The following is a 17,741-nucleotide window of genomic DNA, read 5'->3' as shown; positions in this document are numbered from 1 at the left end:
ACCACAGCTCCCGGGGTTCTCCCACCCACCCAACCCACTGCTTATCCTCGGGCTCCGCCCGCCCCCGCCAACACCGCGGCTGCCGAACGAAACGACAACCACGTCGCCCGCGCGAGCGCCGGCCCGGCAGGGCAAAACCGCGCGCGCGAGCGGCCAGCCCGGCAGGGCAAAAGGGAGGGTGGGTGGGACAACACGGCAACAAAACCCGGCGGAGCCGAGGGAAAAGCAGGAGGTTACACCGGGGTGGGTTCTTCCGCGTAAGTGGTTGTGCTGCGGGAGCGGGGAAAACGCTGGACCGTCAGGGCCTGTCGTACGCGCTGGCGGGCGCTCCACTCGGCCGCGTCGGAAAGGGCTTCCTCGTAGCGATCGATGACCACGTCGGCCAGTCCCTCGCAGTCGCCGATGACTTCGGCGCACCGGATATCGATGCCCTCATGATTAGCCCCATACGCAAGCGCCTGCGCCCAAATCCGCTCCAACACGCCACCGGCGAACAGCAGATACGGCAGTACGATCACCCGTTTCGCCCCGAGGCGGCGGCAGCGCTCCAGGCCGCCGGGAACGCCGGGACGAGCGTGTGACACGTACGCGGTCTCGACGGTCAGGAACTCGGCCGCGTGGGTCTCCCAGAAGAGCCGGGAAACCCGATGCACCTCCGCGTTCACGGACACATTCGTAGAACCGTGACCTACCAGGACGATGGCGGTCTCACCAGGAGTGATGCGCTCAGGCTCCTCGTCGGTGAGGCGGAAGGGCTCGGTCCGTACCAGATGGGGCATGTCCGCCTGAGCGTCGGCGAGACGTTCGGCGAGGAGTTCGAGCACGCGCAGGTCTGGACCAAGCGGACGTGCCAGGTCATATCCAAGCGTAGGGTGCCGTTCCTGCTCCAACGCGAGCGTGCCGGGAATGTCGCCCAGGGCGCGCCGGTCGTTGGTGAGGCTGAGCGGCAGCGCGATCAGGTGGTGGTGGCCGCGGGCCACCAGGGAGGTGATCGAGTCGCTCAGCGGCGGCCGGGCCTTGGTGATGAAGCCGCCGGTCACATCGGCGACCACGCCGTCCAGCCGGCATCGCAGCCGGTGCACGAAACGGCCGAATTCAGCGACGCCCGTCTCATCGTGCGTGCCGTGCCCGATGAGCACCAGCGGCGGTTTCATCTCACCGATCTCCCATGCCTTGTCCGGATCGTGACAATAGCGGACGGTACTGGGCCATGGGGGATCCTTGACCTGTCATTTAAGGTTGGAGTTCGTCCTGCAGCAGGCCGTAGAGGATGGCATCGGTGCGTCCGCCCGGAATCGGGAGGCCTTTCCGGAGGATGCCCTCCTCGGTGAAACCCGCCCGCCGCGCGACCGCGCGGCTGCCCACGTTCCCGGTCGCGATGGTCAGTTGCACCCGGATGTACCCCTGCGCGAGCAGCCAGCCGGCAACCGTTTTGGTGGCTTCCGCGGCATACCCCTGGCGACGCGCCCATGGCGAGACCCAGTAGCCGATCTCGACGTCGCCGCGCTCCTGGTCGGCCCGGTGCACGCCGACGGCGCCGGCCAGCCGCCCGCCATCGCGGGGTTCGAGCGCGAATGTCAGGCCGTTGACCCGATCGGAATGCGCCAGCCTGGTGCACCAGTCGAGGGCACGTTCCAGGGTGTAGCCGGGAGCCCACGGCATCCAGCGGTTCATCTCGGCGTCGTCCTTGACGGCCGCGAGCAGGTCGAAGGCGTCGCGTTTGCCGAAAGGGCGCAGGATCAGGCGGGGGCTGTCGAGGCGTCCGCCGAATGTGGGGCCGGTCTCGCCGCGCAGCAGGCCGAAGACGACGACGTCGTGCGGGCCGTCGTCCTCGAATCCGGCGCCGCGAAGCACGCCTTCCCGGGTGAATCCGGCTTTCTCCGCGACCCGGATGGACGCGGAGTTCTCCACCGTGGCGCGCAGCTCGATCCGCCGCAGCCGCGCGGGCCCGAGCGCCCAGTCGGCCAGTCCGCGTACGGCCTCCGGGGCGTAGCCACGTCCTCGATGGTCGGGATGTATGCCGTAGCCCACTTCGGTGGTGCCTGTCCCCCAGTGGGTTTTGAAGAGGCTGATCGCGCCGATGATGGTGCCTGCGGCTTGGATGGCCAGGTGCAGGCCCTGACCGGATTTACGCAGTTCGTGTACGCCATGGGACAGCCACTGCGCGATTCCCCCCGCGTAGCCGGGAGCGCCGGGCGGCAGGGCGGTCGAATGGTTGCCTTCCTGGACGATCGCCCGCACTTGGGCCGCGTCGCTCGGGCCGAAGTGCCGCAAGATCAGGCGTTCGGTTTGGATCGTGAGATGTTCGTCGAACACGCCCATACGGTACGGCATGGCGCTAGATCGAGATGATCACCTCAAGTGTTCGGGGGCCGTGCACGCCTTCGACGCGGTTGAGTTCGATGTCGCTTGTCGCGGAAGGGCCGCTGATCCAGGTCAAAGGGCGTACTGGGTCGAGTCTGGCGAGTGCGTCGGGCACGCCGGGGACGATCTGGTCCGCGCGGACGACGCACAGGTGGTAGTCGGGGACGAGGGTGAGGGCTCGGCGGCCCATGCCGACGCCCGCGTCGAGCACGATCGTCCCGGTTTCGGCGATCGCGACGGCGCAGGTGGTGACCACGGCGTCCACGGTCGTCAACTCCTCGATCATCGATTCGGCGAGCCAGTCGGCGGGGAATCCTTCGGGGACGACGACCCGTTCGGCTTCTCGTCTGGTCAGCGCGTCGCGGAGGGCGTCGGGGACTTCTGCCGCGTTGACGATATGAACCACGGCGCGGTAGTCACGGACTCTCTCGGCGAAATGTTCGACTATGCCTTCTCTGTGCGCTCCTGCGCCTTGATAGTTCCGGGGGATCTCCACGTCGGGGGCGTTCGCGACAGCGGAGCGGATCCGGGCGAGGATCACGTCGCGGGAGGTCATCGGGTGCCGCCTTCTGTCCGGTTCCACCAGGCGCGGAAAGAATCTTTGGGGATGTCGGGAAGGTCGCGGGTGTCGGTCCAGGCCGACAGCGGGCCGGGGAGCCGTTTGGGGACCAGTCTCCGCATACGTCCGCCGAAGCGCTGGGCCCGCGCGAGCCGTACCGAACGGTTGAAGACCCAGCCCGCGGCGGCCATGCCCATCCGTTCGGTGCGGGGATGTTTGGCTTTCGCCCGCAGATCGATGAGCACGGCGGGGATGTCGATCGCGACCGGGCACACCTCGTAGCAGGCGCCGCAGAGGGAGGACGCGAACGGGAGCGATCGGTCCAGTTCGGTGTTCATGCCGCGCAACTGCGGTGTGAGAATCGCGCCGATCGGCCCGGGATAGACGGATCCATACGCGTGTCCACCGGCCCGTTCGTATACCGGGCAGACGTTCAGGCACGCCGAGCAACGAATACACCGCAAAGCCTGCCGCCCGACTTCGTCGGCTAGAACGTCGGTACGTCCGTTGTCGAGCAGAACGAGGTGGAAATCTTGCCCTTCGACCGCGCCTGTCCACATTGAGGTGTACGGATTCATCCGCTCCCCCGTAGAACTGCGCGGCAACAATTGTAGGAAGACCTCCAGATCCCGCCAGGTCGGGAGCAACTTCTCGATCCCCACGACGCTGATCAGGGTTTCCGGCAGGGTCAGGCACATGCGGCCGTTGCCCTCAGATTCCAGGACGACGAGCGTGCCTGTCTCCGCAATCATGAAATTCGCGCCGGAAATCGCGACTTTCGCGCGGAGGAAACGCTCCCGGAGATGCAGTCGCGCCGCCTCGGCGAGGGCCCTCGGCTCATCGGTCAGGCCCGGCGGCACATCTTCCATGTGCTTCAGGAAAATCTCCCGGATCTCCGCTCGATTACGATGAATCGCTGGAACCAGGATATGTGACGGCCAATCATCCCCAAGCTGCACGATCAGCTCGGCGAGGTCGGTCTCATAAGCCTTGATGCCTTCCGCCTCAAGTGCCTCATTGAGCCCGATCTCCTGCGTCGCCATCGACTTGACCTTGACGACTTCGGTCTCGCCGGTAGCTTTGACCAGGTCGGCGACGATACGGTTGGCTTCCTCGGCGTCCTTGGCCCAGTGCACCGTCCCACCGGCAGCCGAAACCGCGGCCTCCAATTGCAGCAGATATTCCTCAAGGTTACGAAGCGTATGATCCTTGATCGCCTTACCCGCCTGCCGCAGTTCCGCCCAATCCGGCAACTCCCCGACTACGGCGGCACGTTTACCCCGAATCGTATGCGTAGCCTTCCGAAGATTAAACCTCAACTGCGAGTCTTGTACGGCTTTCGCGGCGTTTTTCGGGAATGACGGCATCCCCATGAATGTCTGACTCATCGAACCCCAGCCTCCGTGGCCGCGAGGATCTCCGCCAGATGCATGACCCGAACCCCCGACTTCTGCCGGTGGAGCGTCCCCCCGATATGCATCAAACAAGAATTATCCGCAGCACAGAGCACTTCAGCCCCCGTCTTCATGACATTTCCCACTTTATCCGCACACATGGCAGCCGAGATATCGCGATTCTTAACTGCAAACGTCCCCCCGAACCCACAACACTCCTCCGCCCCCGGCAACGCCACCAACTCCAACCCCCGCACCCCCTCCAACAACCGCCGCGGCCGATCCCCCAAATGCAACCCCCGCAACGAATGACACGTCGGATGATAAGTCACCCGATGCGGAAAATAAGCCCCCACATCCGTAACCCCCAACACATCCACCAAAAACTCTGAAAGGTCATAAACCTTCGGCACTACCTCGTCGACCACCTCACCCCAGGCCCTGCCTCTCTCCCCACCCACCCGCCTACCCTTTTTGCGCGCCGTTCCCGCACCAACCAACCCATGGCCACCCGAATCGTGAGCAATTGACGCCTGGCCACCCGAATCGTTGGCGGTTGACGAATCGTGAGCGGTTGACGCCTGACCACCCGCCGGATCAACCGGATTGTGAGGGGTCGACACCTGACCACCCGAATCGCGAGTGGTTGACGCCTGACCACCCGACCCGGACACCCCACCGCGATCTTTCGACCCCCCCACAGCCGCCGCCAACCGCGGATACTGCTCGCGAATCATCGCCGTGCACGACCCCGACGGCGTCACCACCGCGTCATACTCCGCGAACACCTCGGTGAAATGCCGCGCGAGCCGTACCCCCTCGGCCGGATAGCCCGTGTTGACATGCATCTGCCCGCAGCACGTCTGGGCTTGCGGGAACTCCACGTCCACCCCCAGACGGCGCAGCAGCGTGACGACCGCCCGGCCGGTGTCGGGGAAGAGGGTGTCGTTGACACAGGTGATGAACAGCGCGACCCGCACAGGTGCTCCCGCAGGTATGGTCAGACCAAATATGGTCAGACCATACACCGATCCCCCCGAGAGGCCCAGGGTGTCGAAACTCACCGGATCCCGAACTTTTGAGCAGGTTCTCGCCGAGATCGAGCGGCGGATCACGAGATCGGGCCTCACCGTGGGGGACCGCCTCCCGGGCGAACGGCAACTGGCCGAAGAACTGCAGGTCAGCCGATCCTCGGTGCGTGAGGCGTTTCGTGTCCTGGAGACTCTGGGACTGGTGGAGTGCCAGGTCGGCCGGGGACCCAACGCGGGCGCGATCCTCACCTACGACCCGGACGGCACCCTCACCGATCTGCTCCGGCTCAACCTCGGCCTGTCCAGCCTGACCATGCGCGAGGTCATCGACACCCGGCTCATGATCGAGCAATGGTCGGCGGCCCAGGCCGCCCGAATCCCCCACGACGCCGAATCCACCCAGGCCATGGCCGCCGCCCTCACCGCCATGGACAAGGCCACCACCCCGGAAGACTTCGTCCACCACGACATGGCCTTCCACATCGCCCTCACCGACCGGGCCGGAAACACCCTCAACTCGGCCATCATGCGAGCCCTCAGCAACACCCTCCGCCAGTACGCGGTCGAAGCCGTCCACCGCCTGGGCCACACCGCCGACCTGCAGACCGACCACCGGCTCATCCACACCGCGATCACCACAGGCGCGCCGACGGACGCCGTAACCGCCGTAACCGAACATTTCGCGCGCGCGTATCCGCCGATTACTCATTAACCGCGAACTCGTCCCGCAGACAGCCACATAGCCACCGACCAGGCGATTCACCGCCGCGGGTTCGGTGAACGTCTCGGCCGCGCTCGGCGAGTTGGTCTTGGTGGTGTTCACAGGCCGACCCCGACGATGTCGGGTCCCGCAGTTCCGGGCTTCTCATCGATACGACAATCTGGCCACGCAAATATAGAACGTGTTCTACTACAGGCATGGCGAACGATCTGAGGCTGGGACTGAATCTGGGCTACTGGCAGCGGGACGCGACCGACGCGACCGAACTCGTCCAGACCGCGGAACGGCTGGGATACGACTCGGTGTGGACCGCGGAGGCGTACGGCAGCGACGCGTTCACCCCCCTCGCCTGGTACGGCGCCCGCACCAGCAGGATCAAGCTGGGCACCAGCGTGGTCCAGCTCTCGGCCCGGACCCCGGCGGCCACCGCGATGACCGCGATGACCCTGGACCACCTCACCGGCGGACGCCTCCTGCTCGGCATCGGCGCCTCCGGCCCGCAGGTCGTCGAAGGCTGGTACGGCCAGCCCTTCCCCCAGCCCCTGGCCCGCACCCGCGAATACGTCGAGATCATGCGCAAGATCTGGCGCCGAGCGGAGCCCGTGACCAGCGACGGCCCGCACTACCCGCTCCCCTACCCAGGCGGCGCCAACCTCGGCAAACCCCTCAAACTCATCACCCACCCGCTCCGCCCGGACATCCCCATCTATCTCGGCGCAGAAGGCCCAAAGAACGTCGCCCTATCCGCAGAAATCGCCCAGGGCTGGCTCCCCCTCTTCGTCTTCCCCGAGAAGATCGAATCAATGTACGGCGACGCCCTCGAACACGCCGCCCCCGGCTTCGACATCGCCGCCATGGTCCTCGTCATCGTCACCGACGACCTCCGCGCCGCCCTGGACGGGGTAAAAATGATGTTGACCCTCTATATAGGCGGCATGGGGTCTAAATCCCGCAATTTCCACGCCGACATCATCGGCCGCATGGGCTACGCCGAAGCCGCCGAACACATCCAGGCCCTCTACCTGGCCGGCCGCCGCGACGAGGCCTTCCACGCCATCCCCGACGAACTGGCCGACGGCATCTCCCTCCTCGGCCCCCTCCCCAGAATCCGCGAACGCCTCGACCTATGGCGCAAAAGCCCCGTCACCAACCTCCTCATCATGGGCCCCCACGACGAACCCACCCTCACCGGCATCCGCGATCTCGTCCTCGGCTAACACACGGCAAGGCCCCGGGCATCCGCGACCTCGCACCTCAAGTCACACGCGGCGAAGTCCCCGCATCCACGACTCGCGGACAGACGCCTCACCGGCCCCACAACCTCGCGATAGAACGCCCTCGACAGCTCAAGACCCGGAACGAAACTGGACATCATGCACCAACTGTGCTGCCACCCAACAGAGGTCGCGCCCGGCAAATCCCAAATCCACGGCCTCGGGTAACACGCGGTAGCCCCCGATGGGAACACGTAGCAGAATGCCGCTGCCGCTCTTGACGCCAGTGCGGCGAGAACCACCACCAGCGTTAACGGCACCGGATAACAGCGAGCGACCCCGGCAACCCCCTAAGCCATTAGCGCCGATAGGCCACCTCTCACGCGACGAATCCACCGGGCCAACAACCGCTCAGCGGAGGTCCCCCGCAGCGGCCGTCGGCGAGAGTCACCGGACAGACCGTATATTCCTCGCGTGAAGGTGCTCATCGCCGATGACCAGGAACTCGTCCGTGCCGGTTTCACCATGATCCTCGACGCCCAGCCGGACATCGAGGTGGTTGCCGCGGTCGCCGATGGTGCGGCGGCGGTGCAGGAAGCCCGGCGGTTGCGGCCGGACGTCTGCCTTTTGGACATCCGGATGCCCAAGCTTGACGGTCTCGAAGTCACCCGCGCCCTGGCGGGCCCCGGCGTGCCCGACCCGATGCGTGTGGTCATCGTGACCACGTTCGACCTGGACGAATACGTCTATGGCGCGCTCCGCGCGGGCGCGTGCGGGTTCCTGCTGAAGGACAGCGGCCCGGCCCTGCTGATCGAGGCGGTCCGCGCCGCCGCGGCGGGTGACGCCCTGGTTTCCCCGTCCGTGACCGTACGCCTGCTGGCCCATCTGTCCCGCCCGGTCGCCCCCAGGACCACCGGCGAATCGTTGACCGAACGTGAGCTGGACGTCGTGCGTCTGGTGGCCCGGGGCCGTACCAACCAGGAGGTCGCGGCGGAGCTTTTCGTGTCGCTTTCCACGGTAAAGACGCATCTCAGCAGTATTTTCATCAAACTGGACGCCCGAAATCGGGTGGAGATCGCGGCTTGGGCCTGGGAGTCCGGTGTCATGGCCTGATTAGCGGGAGCGCTGCCGGGATACAAGTGAGGCAAGTGCTCGGTGACCGGTGCGACCGGAGGATGAGCTCGCGTGCCGGGGGGAGAATTCATGCGCTCGCTTCAGAGAGCCGCGACCGGGGTCTACGCCGCCCTCACCGCACAGGTCACCGCCACCACGGCACTGGTCATCTTCGAGGAGACCCGCGGTCACCGCCTGGCCCAGCAGCTCGCCTCGTTCGGCGGCGACCCGAACGCGCCGGGGGCCGCCGAGGTGGTCGGCGCGGTCACGGTGTTCGCCATCCTTATGATGATCATCGTCGCCACCACCCTGACCGCCGCCGCGACCTACCTGGTCTGGCTTCGCCGGGCCCGCCCCAGTTCGTCCGCGGCCTCCGTGCTGGCCGCCTGGCTCCTGCCCGGCGTCAACCTGATCATCCCGCCGCTCCTCGCCGACTGGGCCTGGCAGGACACCGACCGCCAGGGCCGCACCCGCTGGCTGACCCTGCTCACCACCTGGTGGACCAGCTGGCTGATCGTCCTGTGGATCCTCCTGATCCATCTCCCCGGCTCCACCGGCCTGACCGGCCTCGGCCCATCCGAACTGTCGATGATCACCCTCGCCGCGCTGCTCTGCGCCACCACCGTCCGCGAAATAACCACCAGCCGCGCCAAATCCCGCTCGATTAGCCACACACCCTCAGCCATGGCACATTTCCCCCGAACCTCCCTACCCGGTTCCACCAGGAAAATCGCATAAGCATGAGCCAGGTCACTCGCCGTTATCCGGCGCCGTTCACGCGGGTGATGGTCCTCGCCGCACCGGCGCCGAGAGCGGCGGCCTAAAAGACCCGGAGGCACTGAAACACGCCCGTCAGGGTGTGGGGCCTGAGCTGCCCATGCTGGCGTGCCACAACACCCGCGGCGGCTCCTTGACCCCCGCCGTCGGCCCGATATCCGCGTACGGCGAGAGCCGATACCCGTTCTCGTACCTGATCTGGCGCCCCCCGACCCCATCTCCCGACCCCGGCCTTTCCGCCAGAACGGCATGCACCGCCTGGATGCCCTGAGCACGCCAGAGCCGGTCGAGATCGGTCAGATTCCAGCAGTGCACGGCCCGCATCGAGATCGCCCGCGCCCCCGTGCGCCGCACCACCCCCCGGGCGACCAGCAGCCACGACCCGAAGACCGTGGACGCGGTATGCCCCTGCACCGACTCGAAGAAGGTCAGATCGACCGGCCCGGTGGAGTCGTCCAGCGTGGTGAAGATGACCCGCTGCCCGGATCGCACGGCGGGCGTCTGGGTCGCCACCTTCACCCCGGCGACCAGGATCTCCGCGCCGTTGCGCTGGCGGAGCAGGTCGCGCGCCCGGACCACGCCGATCGCGTCGAGCAGTTCGTCGTGGAAGCCGATCACGTGCCGGCTCACGTCCATGCCGAGCACGGCCAGCTCCGCCTCGACCGCCTCCGCCTCGGTCATCTCCGGCAGCTCCCCCGGCGTGATCCGCTCGGCGAACCCCATCGGCAGCTGCACGGCCAGCGCGCTCACCCCGGACCTGGACGCCCGTTCCAGCGCCCCGACCTGGGCGATCAGGTCACGCCTGGTCAGCCGCCCGGGCCGCCAGCGGGGCTCCCCGGGCCGCAGGCCGTGCACCGCGTCGAACCCGCCCACCTCGACGATCCGCTCGGCCACCGGCCGGGACGGCCGCGCCCGCGCCCAGAAGTCGGCCATCGACGTATACGGCCTGCCCGCCACCATTCGATCCACTTCGGCCTCGCTGATGCCTTTGATCGCGGAGAAGGGCACGCGCAAGCCGTACCCCCGGCCGAACTCCTCGGCGCGGGCCGCGCTGGCCCGCGCGTCGCCGGGGCTCGCGGGGCCGAGGTCCTCGGGGCGCACGGTCAGGGTGAGCTTCTCGACCCGCCATTCCCGGTCGGAGTGGTTGATGTCCAGCGGCAGGATGCGCACACCGCACTGGCGGGCCTCGTCGAGGATCACCCGATTGGGATACATGCCCGGCTCGTGGGTCAGCACGCCGGCGAAGAACGCGGCCGTGTGGTGGCGTTTGAGCCAGGCCGACTGGTAGGTGGGCACGGCGAACGCCGCCGCGTGCGCCTTGCAGAAGCCGAACGCGCCGAACGCGTCCAGGATCTGCCACACCTTCTCCACCGTCTCGGCGTCGAACTCGGGCCGCACCCGCAGCTCCCACCAGGCTCGCACCTTGCGCCGCCCGTCGGGGCTGGAGAGGGTGCGGCGGATCTTCTCCGCCTCCGAGAGGCCGCATCCGGTCATCGCGTCCACGATCCGCAGCACCTGCTCGTGGAAGACGACCACCCCGTGCGTCTCCCGCAACGATTCCCGCAGGTCCCGGTGGGGGTAGTGGGCCGCCCTGAACCCATGCCGGGACTCCAGGAACGGCGTGACCATGTCCGAGTTGACCGGCCCGGGGCGGAACAGCGAGATGTCCACGATCAGGTCGTGCATGGTCCGCGGTTCCAGCTTGGCGACCAGCTCCCGCTGCCCGGGCGACTCGATCTGGAAACACCCGAGAGTACGGCTGGCACAGATCATGTCATACGTGGCCACGTCATCCCGGGGCACCTCCTCCAGCGCGATCTCCTCCCCGTCCACCCGGCGCACCTCGCTCACCGCATACGCCATGGCCGACTGCATGCGCACGCCGAGCACGTCCAGCTTGAGCAGGCCCGCCTCCTCCACGTCGTCCTTGTCGAACTGCGACATCGGGAAGTCCAGGAAGCTGCGCTCGATCGGGGTGCGGCCGCCGAGGCCGGAGTTGCCGATCAGCACGCCGCACGGGTGCAGCGCGATGTGCCGGGGCAGCCCGTCCAGCCGTTCGGCCAGCCGGAACACCGTCTCCAGCGCCCGGTCGTTGAGCCCGCTCCCCCGCAACTCCGGCAGATCGTCCAGCGCGGCCCGGATCTGCCGGGCCCGAACGTGCGGGAACGCCTTGGCGATGGCGTCGATCTCGTGCGGCGGCAGGCCCATCGCGGCGCCCACGTCCCGGATCGCGCTGCGCGCGCGGTAGGTCTCCATCATGGAGACGCAGGCCACCCGATCCGTGCCGTACCGCTCGAGGATGAGGCGGTAGCAGTCCAGGCGGCGGGCCGACTCCACGTCCACGTCGATGTCGGGCAGGCCGATGCGGCCCTCGGCGAGGAAACGTTCCATCAGCAGGCCGTGCTCCAGCGGGTTCACCTCGCCGATCCTGATCAGGTAGTTGACCAGGCTGCCCGCGCCTGAGCCGCGGATCGCGCAGCGGATGCCATGCGAGCGGATCATGTCGGTGATCCCCGCCACTGCTACGAAATATCCGGACAAGCTTTTCTTTTCGATGATCCGCAGTTCGTCGTCGAGCCGCCGCCTGGCTTCGCGTGAACGATGCAGGCCGCGCTCGTGCAGCCCGTCCTGGCAGCGGTGGCGGAGGAACGGCACCGGATCCATGCCCACCTCCGGCAGGTGCAGGATCGGATGCCGCTCGTTCAGCAGCGGGACGATCTCGAACGGGTCGAGCGCGGACGCTTCGGCCGTGCGCCGGGTCTCGGCGAGCAGCCGCAGCATCCGGCCCTGGTCGCCGCCGCAGATCCGGGCCGCGACCCGGGCCATCTCGGCGCCGCTTTTGAGGTATGCGTGCGAGGACGGCTGGATATGCCGCCCGTGCAGGGGCACGAGCTTGCGGGCCGCGTCCAGGACGTTGCCGATCTGGTAGTCGGCGGGGTCGAGGTGACGGACCGCGTTGGTCAGCACGGCGGGGACGCCCAGGCTGTCGGCCAGGGCGAGCAGGCGGGTGGCGGTGGTGGCGTCGCGGTAGCCGTACCGATCGACGAGTTCGACGGCGAGGTTCGGGACAAGGGAGCGCCAGGTGGTGAGCAGGGTTCTGGCCTGGCCGTCGCGGCGGGCGGCCATCGCCCGGCCCACGTCGGAGTCGGGGCCGAGCAGGACCGTCAGGCGGCCGGACTCGGCCAGCATCGCGGGGGTGACGAACGGCGCGCCGCGCTCGCCCGCGTGATGGGCCGCGGTGATCAGGCGGCACAGGTCGCCCCAGCCGTCGGAGCGGGCCAGCACCACGATCCTGGTCTCCTCGTCCGCCACGGCCAGGTCCACGCCGACAATCGGGGTGATGCCCGCCTGGTAGCAGGCCTGGACGTGTTTGATCGCGCCGTAGAGGCCGTCCCTGTCGGTCACCGCGAGCATGTCCATGCCGTGTTCGGCGGCACGTTTGACCAGGGCGTCCGGGAACGCCGAGCCATACCGCAGCGAATAGGCCGAGGCGACGTGCAGGTGACAGAAGCCAGGGTGGAACGTTCCCATCAATCCCACGCCCGGAGCAGGAGCCATGCCTCGCTCGCGGTGTCGAACCGCAACTCGTAGGTGCCGACCTCCCGACCGGCGGCGGCCTCGACCCGCCAGAACCGGCGCTCGCCGGGGTCGGTCTCGGAGGTCTTCCACCATTCGCGGGCGACCACCCAGTGGTCAAGGATCTGGCGGACGACATAAAGCCGGTCACGCCAGACAAATCGAGCGGGCTGCCCGTCTCTGACCCATACCTCGATCGGATCGCCATAGAGTCGGCTCACGGTCATTCTCCCTGTGGCTGGCAACTGCCACCCGGGGGAAGACGGGCGGTGCTGTATCGAACATATGTTCTCTGGAGATCGAACGCAAGTTCGGGTTGCCGGAGAATGAGCGTGGGCAAGACCAGTTAGAGGGGAGTCGCATGCGCGCCATCGTCGTTTCCGCTTTTGGCGGATCTTCCGTACTCGACTACACCGAGGCGCCCGACCCGGTGCCCGGGCCGGGCGAGGTGCTGGTCGACGTCGCGGCGGCCGGGGTCAACTACATCGACGTCTACCACCGCGAGGGCCGCTACCCGATGCCGCTCCCGTTGGTGCCCGGCTCCGAGGGCGCGGGCACGGTCGCCCAGGTCGGCCCCGGTGTCGCCGACGTCGTGGTGGGCGACGCGGTGGGCTGGGTGAGCGTGCCGGGTGCGTATGCGGAGAAGGCCGTCATCCCGGCCGCGAAGGCGATCCCGTTGCCGCCCGGCGTCAGCCCCGAGCAGGCCGCCACCGTCCTGCTGCAGGGCCTGACCGCCCACTATCTGACCACTTCCACCCATCCGGTACGGCCCGGCGACACCGTGCTCGTGCACGCGGCCGCGGGCGGGATGGGCCTGCTGCTCACCCAGATGGCCAAGCTGCACGGAGCCCGGGTGATCGGCACGGTGTCCACGCCCGAGAAGGAGAAGATGGCCAGGGAGGCGGGGGCGGACGAGGTGATCGGCTACGACGACTTCGCGACGCGGGTCCGCGGGCTGGTTCCCGAAGGCGTGGACGCGGTCTACGACGGCGTCGGCGCGGCCACCTTCGACGGCTCGCTGGCCTCGGTTCGCGCGCGTGGCCTGCTCGCGGTGTACGGCGCGGCCAGCGGCCCGGTTCCCCCCTTCGACCTGCAACGCCTCAACCAGGCCGGTTCCGTCTTCCTGACTCGGCCGTCGCTGGGGCCGTACACGGCGGCCCGGGAGGAGCTGCTGGGCCGGGCCTCCGACGTGCTGGGCTGGCTCGCGTCCGGGCAGCTCCACGTGCACGTGTTCGCCCGGCTGCCACTGGCCGAGGCGGCGCGCGCCCACGACGATCTGGAGGGCCGCAAGACCATGGGGAAGCTGCTGCTGATCCCTTAGCGGCTCGGCCGAGCCCGCCGTGCCGGAGGCGCGGCCAATGTCACAGCTGGTTCGGCCAGTCCAGGAGTCTCGCGCCGAGAATGGCCGTCTCTAGGGTGAATCGCTGGGTCGGGTCCTCGGGGGAGAATCCGGTCAGGCGGCGGACCCGCTCCAGCCGGTAGGTGACCGCCCGGGTGCTGATGCCCAGCCTGCGGGCGGCCGCCGTCTGGTTGCCCTGAGCCGCGAAGACCTGCTCCAGCGTGTCGATCAGCGGCTCCGGGCCGCCGCGCGCGTCGAGCAACGGGCTGAGCACGCTGGTGACCAGATCTTCTATGGCCTCCCTGTCCCGCAGGAGCACCGGGAAGACCAGCAGGTCGGCGGCCTTCAGCACGGGCGCGCGCAGTCCCAGCCGGTCGCCCAGGTCGATCGCGTTGCTCGCCTCCCGGTAGGAGGTGACCACCCCGCCCGGGCCCCGATGCGCGCGGCCGATCCCGATCCGCCAGCCCGGCTCGAACCGGGACCGCACATGATGGGTGAACTCGCCGGTCGCGGCCGCCAGCGTGCCCGGCACCACGCAGACGAGCAGCCCGGCCCGCACCGCGATCAGGATGTTGTGCGAGCCGAACCGCGCGATCAGCTCCCGCTCGATCGTCCCGGCCAGCGCGTCGGGCACGCCGGTGACCGGGCGGGCCACGGCCACCACGTACGACTCGGCCAGCCTGAGCCCGAAATGTTCGGCTCGTTCGGCCAGCCGTTCAGCCCGGCCCTGAAGCAGGTCGTCGACGAACTCCCTGCGGGCCGTCTCCTCCGAGCGCAGGGCCAGGCGCTGGGCGTCCTCGTACCCCTCGATCAGGGCCGAGACGGCGCGGCGCAGCGCGGGCAGCACGGCGGCCGAGCCGAGCTGCTCGGCCTCGCGCAGCGCGGCGTCCACCAGCGTCCGCAGTGGAACGCCCTGCTGGGCGGCCTTCGTCCCGGCTGAGCGGTATTCGTCCAGCATTGCCCGGTCGGGCAGCCGGCCAGCTGTCTCTCCGAGCAATCCCATCGGACACTCCGCATCAGACTCCGACATCGCGCCGGTCGAAGGCCAGTGCCGCCGTCAGCAGCAGCACCGCCGTCGCCCCCGCCAGAACAAGGTAGTCGCCAACGGGAAAGCCCTGGTAAATCGGCTTGCCTTCGAGGTAGTAGTGGAACGGCGAAACCCACTTCAGCCATGATATGGCGGACACGTTCTGGCCGATCGTGACGACCGCGTACCCCCCGATCGCCCACACTCCGGCCACCGCCGAGGCCAGCCCCTTCCGCCCGGTGGCCGCGCCGACGGCCAGGGTCAGCGTGCCGAAGAAGAGCCCGAGCAGGAACACGCCGGTGTGCGCGGCCAGGATGCGATCCGCCGGCACGCCGACACCCACGTTCGTGGCGATCGCCCAGGCGATCACATAGGTCAGCACCGCCGCGGCCAGCAGCCCGAGCAGGCCCGCCCCGAAGCGCTGGAGCAGCAGGCGGACACGTTCGATCGGGAGGGTGACGGTCAGCTCCAGCAGGCCGGACTCCTCTGGCTGGGCGATCGCCCGGTTGCCGATGCCGCAGGCGCAGGCGATGAACAACATCGGGACGAACAGCTGGTAGACCACCGACTGCAGGAATCCGGGGCCGCTGGTGAAGTCGGCGAGACCGCCCATGAGGTCCTTGAGAGCGCCCGGGTATTTGGCGAGGGCGGCCGGGCCGTACACCTCGGGGCTTTCCTTGATGCTCGCGTAGATACCGATATAGATGGACATGAAGACGCTGATGCCGATGGTCCAGCCGATCAGCGCCCGGCGGTACTCACGCAGGCTTTGCGTCATCAACGCGGGCATGCCGATCCTCATCTCCGCTGTAGTAGGTCAGGAAGATCTCTTCCAGGTCGGGTTCCGCGCTGACCAGGTGCACCACCGTGAACCGGGCGGCGGCCTTGATCAGCGCGTCGGGGCGGCCGTCGATCGTGCAGGACACGCTCGCCCCGGCCACCCTCAGATCGCGTACGCCCGGCAACCCCTCGAACGCCTCCGGCGGCACCGGCGCGTCGAAGTGCAGGTCGATCCGGCGAACCGCCTTCTCGCGAAGCGCGGCCACCTCCTCGACCGCCACCAGCCGCCCGGACCTGACGATCCCCACCCGATCCGAGACATGCTCCACCTCGGCCAGCACATGCGAGGACATCAGCACGGTACGCCCGTCGGCGCGCACTTCCCGCACCATCGCCAGGAACTCCTGCTGCACGAGCGGATCCAGGCCGCTGGTCGGCTCGTCCAGGATCAGGAACTCGGGGCGGTGCATGAAGGCCTGGATCAGCCCGACCTTCTGCTTGTTGCCCTTGGAGAGCTTGCCCATCGGGACCGACAGGTCAACCTCCAGGCGTTCGGCCAGCTCGTCGATCCTGGCCTGGGCGACGCCACCGCGGGCGTCCGCCAGAAAGCGCAGATACTGGCCGGCGCGCTCGCGCCCCGCCAAAGCCAGCTCGCCGGGGAGGTAGCCGATCCTGGCCCGCACCTTCGCGTCCCCCGGGTCGAGGCCGAGCACCGTGGCCCGGCCCCTGGTCGGCCGGATGACGTCCAGGAGGAGCCTGATCGTCGTCGTCTTCCCCGATCCGTTCGGGCCGAGGTAACCGAACACCTCACCCGGCTGGATCGCGAGGTCCAGGTCCTCCAGACCTCTACGCTGGCCGTAGAACTTGGTCAGTCCTTCGGCTTCCACTACCGCTGTCATGCCGTTCATGGTGGCCGTCCCGGCCTGCCGCCGATAGGTGCCCAGTCCGACAGTTGCCCGCCGATTGCTTTCGCGGTTCCGGCAACATGCCTATGTTGGGAGACGGAGGATCTGGTGGATATCACTGCGTTCGTGCTGGGTGGGGGCGGGGTGCTCGGAGCCCACGAGGTGGGCATGCTCCGCGCCCTCGCGGAGGCCGGGATCACCCCCGACCTGGTGGTCGGAACATCGGTGGGCGCCCTCAACGGCGTGCTCCTCGCCGCCTCCCCGGCCGACGCCGTCGACCGCCTCACCGAACTGTGGGGATCTTCCATTGTTCGTACGGCTTTCGCCGGCTCGTGGGTGACCCGGCTGTCCACGCTCGCCAAGACCGGCACCCACCTGCACCCGATCGAACCCCTGCGCCGGCTGCTCGGCGCCGCCATCCCCGAGACGTTCGAGGAGCTCCAGATCCCGTTCCAGTGCGTGGCCGCCTCCATCGAAGGTGCCAGCGCGCGCTGGTTCTCCACCGGGCCACTCGCCGACGCCGTCCTCGCCTCCTGCGCCGTTCCCGGGTTGTTGCCGCCGGTACGGATCGGGGACGAGCACTACCTGGACGGGGGTCTCGTGCACAGCATCCCCGTCGGGCGGGCCGTGCAGCTCGGCGCGCGGCGGATCTTCGTGCTGCACGTGGGCCGGATCGAGCGCCCGCTGACCCCGCCCAGCAAACCGTGGGAAGTCGGACTTGTCGCCTTTGAGATCGCCCGCCGTCACCGCTTCACCGAGGAAATGGCCTCCCTGCCCGACGACGTCGAGGTGCATGTCATGCCAGCGGGCTTCAACGGCAAACCCGGCCTGTCCGACCTGCGCTACCGCGATTCCTCCCGGATCGGGGACAACATCGCACGCGCGTACCACTCCTCGACGGCCTACCTGGCCGCACTGACCAGCCCGTCCGCACCATGACC

Annotated in this window: 16 protein-coding genes; 6 read left to right on the top strand and 10 right to left on the bottom strand. The window is 68.2% G+C overall.

Annotated elements, in window-relative coordinates; all coding sequences use genetic code 11:
- Positions 1-233 precede the first annotated feature (233 nt).
- The 5 genes from ABGB08_RS47210 to ABGB08_RS47190 form a co-directional block, all read right to left on the bottom strand.
- Complete coding sequence (locus ABGB08_RS47210) at positions 234-1,154, bottom strand: sirohydrochlorin chelatase (protein WP_347604654.1); 921 nt, start codon at positions 1,152-1,154, stop codon at positions 234-236.
- A gap of 79 nt (positions 1,155-1,233) precedes the next feature.
- Positions 1,234-2,316 (bottom strand): GNAT family protein, encoded by a 1,083-nt coding sequence (locus ABGB08_RS47205; protein WP_347604651.1) that lies wholly within the window; start codon positions 2,314-2,316, stop codon positions 1,234-1,236.
- A gap of 22 nt (positions 2,317-2,338) precedes the next feature.
- The gene (locus ABGB08_RS47200; RefSeq protein WP_347604648.1) at positions 2,339-2,920 is read right to left on the bottom strand and encodes an LUD domain-containing protein; all 582 of its coding nucleotides are present in this window, start codon (positions 2,918-2,920) and stop codon (positions 2,339-2,341) included.
- Entirely contained in the window at positions 2,917-4,311 is a 1,395-nt protein-coding gene (locus tag ABGB08_RS47195; protein WP_347604645.1) for a lactate utilization protein B, read from the bottom strand. Before ABGB08_RS47195 ends, ABGB08_RS47200 begins: the two co-directional genes overlap by 4 nt.
- Complete coding sequence (locus ABGB08_RS47190) at positions 4,308-5,297, bottom strand: (Fe-S)-binding protein (protein ID WP_347604642.1); 990 nt, start codon at positions 5,295-5,297, stop codon at positions 4,308-4,310. The genes ABGB08_RS47195 and ABGB08_RS47190 overlap by 4 nt, the downstream gene beginning before the upstream one ends.
- Before the next feature lie 70 nt (positions 5,298-5,367).
- On the opposite strand from ABGB08_RS47190, the gene ABGB08_RS47185 reads away from it, so the two are divergent.
- The 4 genes from ABGB08_RS47185 (at position 5,368) to ABGB08_RS47170 (ending at position 9,134) form a co-directional block, all read left to right on the top strand.
- A complete protein-coding gene (locus tag ABGB08_RS47185; RefSeq protein ID WP_347604639.1) occupies positions 5,368-6,060 on the top strand; it encodes an FCD domain-containing protein in 693 nt (230 codons plus the stop codon).
- A gap of 206 nt (positions 6,061-6,266) precedes the next feature.
- The gene (locus tag ABGB08_RS47180; protein ID WP_347604636.1) at positions 6,267-7,286 is read left to right on the top strand and encodes an LLM class F420-dependent oxidoreductase; all 1,020 of its coding nucleotides are present in this window, start codon (positions 6,267-6,269) and stop codon (positions 7,284-7,286) included.
- Positions 7,287-7,763: 477 nt separating this feature from the next.
- Positions 7,764-8,396, top strand: a complete 633-nt coding sequence (locus tag ABGB08_RS47175) for a response regulator transcription factor (RefSeq protein ID WP_155349938.1) — start codon at positions 7,764-7,766, stop codon at positions 8,394-8,396.
- A 90-nt stretch (positions 8,397-8,486) separates the two neighbouring features.
- Positions 8,487-9,134: a hypothetical protein gene (locus tag ABGB08_RS47170; protein WP_347604633.1), complete on the top strand. Its 648-nt coding sequence runs from the start codon at positions 8,487-8,489 to the stop codon at positions 9,132-9,134.
- A 114-nt stretch (positions 9,135-9,248) separates the two neighbouring features.
- Here ABGB08_RS47170 and dnaE read toward each other — a convergent pair whose 3' ends face one another.
- Both dnaE and ABGB08_RS47160 read right to left on the bottom strand, forming a co-directional pair.
- Complete coding sequence (gene dnaE, locus ABGB08_RS47165; protein WP_347604630.1) at positions 9,249-12,704, bottom strand: DNA polymerase III subunit alpha; 3,456 nt, start codon at positions 12,702-12,704, stop codon at positions 9,249-9,251.
- Positions 12,704-12,976 carry a DUF6504 family protein gene (locus tag ABGB08_RS47160; protein ID WP_155349911.1) on the bottom strand — a complete coding sequence of 91 codons (273 nt, stop codon included), beginning with the start codon at positions 12,974-12,976 and terminating at the stop codon, positions 12,704-12,706. The genes dnaE and ABGB08_RS47160 overlap by 1 nt, the downstream gene beginning before the upstream one ends.
- A 134-nt stretch (positions 12,977-13,110) precedes the next feature.
- On the opposite strand from ABGB08_RS47160, the gene ABGB08_RS47155 reads away from it, so the two are divergent.
- The gene (locus ABGB08_RS47155) at positions 13,111-14,070 is read left to right on the top strand and encodes a quinone oxidoreductase (protein WP_347604626.1); all 960 of its coding nucleotides are present in this window, start codon (positions 13,111-13,113) and stop codon (positions 14,068-14,070) included.
- Positions 14,071-14,110: 40 nt separating this feature from the next.
- On the opposite strand, the gene ABGB08_RS47150 is transcribed toward ABGB08_RS47155, so the two are convergent.
- Genes ABGB08_RS47150 through ABGB08_RS47140 form a run of 3 tightly spaced genes read right to left on the bottom strand, consistent with a single transcriptional unit; the run spans position 14,111 to position 16,794 of the window.
- Positions 14,111-15,091, bottom strand: coding sequence for a helix-turn-helix domain-containing protein (locus ABGB08_RS47150; protein WP_347604623.1), 981 nt, complete (start codon positions 15,089-15,091; stop codon positions 14,111-14,113).
- Between the two features lie 13 nt (positions 15,092-15,104).
- Positions 15,105-15,905, bottom strand: coding sequence for an ABC transporter permease subunit (locus ABGB08_RS47145; RefSeq protein ID WP_347604620.1), 801 nt, complete (start codon positions 15,903-15,905; stop codon positions 15,105-15,107).
- Entirely contained in the window at positions 15,874-16,794 is a 921-nt protein-coding gene (locus ABGB08_RS47140; protein ID WP_347604617.1) for an ABC transporter ATP-binding protein, read from the bottom strand. Before ABGB08_RS47140 ends, ABGB08_RS47145 begins: the two co-directional genes overlap by 32 nt.
- A gap of 114 nt (positions 16,795-16,908) precedes the next feature.
- Between ABGB08_RS47140 and ABGB08_RS47135 the strand changes: the two genes are divergently transcribed.
- A complete protein-coding gene (locus tag ABGB08_RS47135) occupies positions 16,909-17,739 on the top strand; it encodes a patatin-like phospholipase family protein (RefSeq protein ID WP_347604614.1) in 831 nt (276 codons plus the stop codon).
- Positions 17,740-17,741 lie beyond the last annotated feature (2 nt).

It is taken from the genome of Acrocarpospora sp. B8E8 (assembly GCF_039871605.1).
Taxonomy (GTDB): Bacteria; Actinomycetota; Actinomycetes; order Streptosporangiales; family Streptosporangiaceae; genus Acrocarpospora; species Acrocarpospora macrocephala.
The sequence above is the reverse complement of the archived record's forward strand: the minus strand, read 5'-3'. Positions and strand labels throughout refer to the sequence as shown.

Excerpts from the sequence above, each read along its gene's own strand:
- ABGB08_RS47210 (WP_347604654.1), bottom strand. The coding sequence starts at position 1,154 with ATGAAACCGCCGCTGGTGCTCATCGGGCACGGCACGCACGATGAGACG.
- ABGB08_RS47200 (WP_347604648.1), bottom strand. The coding sequence starts at position 2,920 with ATGACCTCCCGCGACGTGATCCTCGCCCGGATCCGCTCCGCTGTCGCG.
- ABGB08_RS47195 (WP_347604645.1), bottom strand. The coding sequence starts at position 4,311 with ATGAGTCAGACATTCATGGGGATGCCGTCATTCCCGAAAAACGCCGCG.
- ABGB08_RS47180 (WP_347604636.1), top strand. The coding sequence starts at position 6,267 with ATGGCGAACGATCTGAGGCTGGGACTGAATCTGGGCTACTGGCAGCGG.
- ABGB08_RS47170 (WP_347604633.1), top strand. The coding sequence starts at position 8,487 with ATGCGCTCGCTTCAGAGAGCCGCGACCGGGGTCTACGCCGCCCTCACC.
- dnaE (WP_347604630.1), bottom strand. The coding sequence starts at position 12,704 with ATGGGAACGTTCCACCCTGGCTTCTGTCACCTGCACGTCGCCTCGGCC.
- ABGB08_RS47160 (WP_155349911.1), bottom strand. The coding sequence starts at position 12,976 with ATGACCGTGAGCCGACTCTATGGCGATCCGATCGAGGTATGGGTCAGA.
- ABGB08_RS47155 (WP_347604626.1), top strand. The coding sequence starts at position 13,111 with ATGCGCGCCATCGTCGTTTCCGCTTTTGGCGGATCTTCCGTACTCGAC.
- ABGB08_RS47150 (WP_347604623.1), bottom strand. The coding sequence starts at position 15,091 with ATGGGATTGCTCGGAGAGACAGCTGGCCGGCTGCCCGACCGGGCAATG.
- ABGB08_RS47145 (WP_347604620.1), bottom strand. The coding sequence starts at position 15,905 with ATGCCCGCGTTGATGACGCAAAGCCTGCGTGAGTACCGCCGGGCGCTG.
- ABGB08_RS47140 (WP_347604617.1), bottom strand. The coding sequence starts at position 16,794 with ATGACAGCGGTAGTGGAAGCCGAAGGACTGACCAAGTTCTACGGCCAG.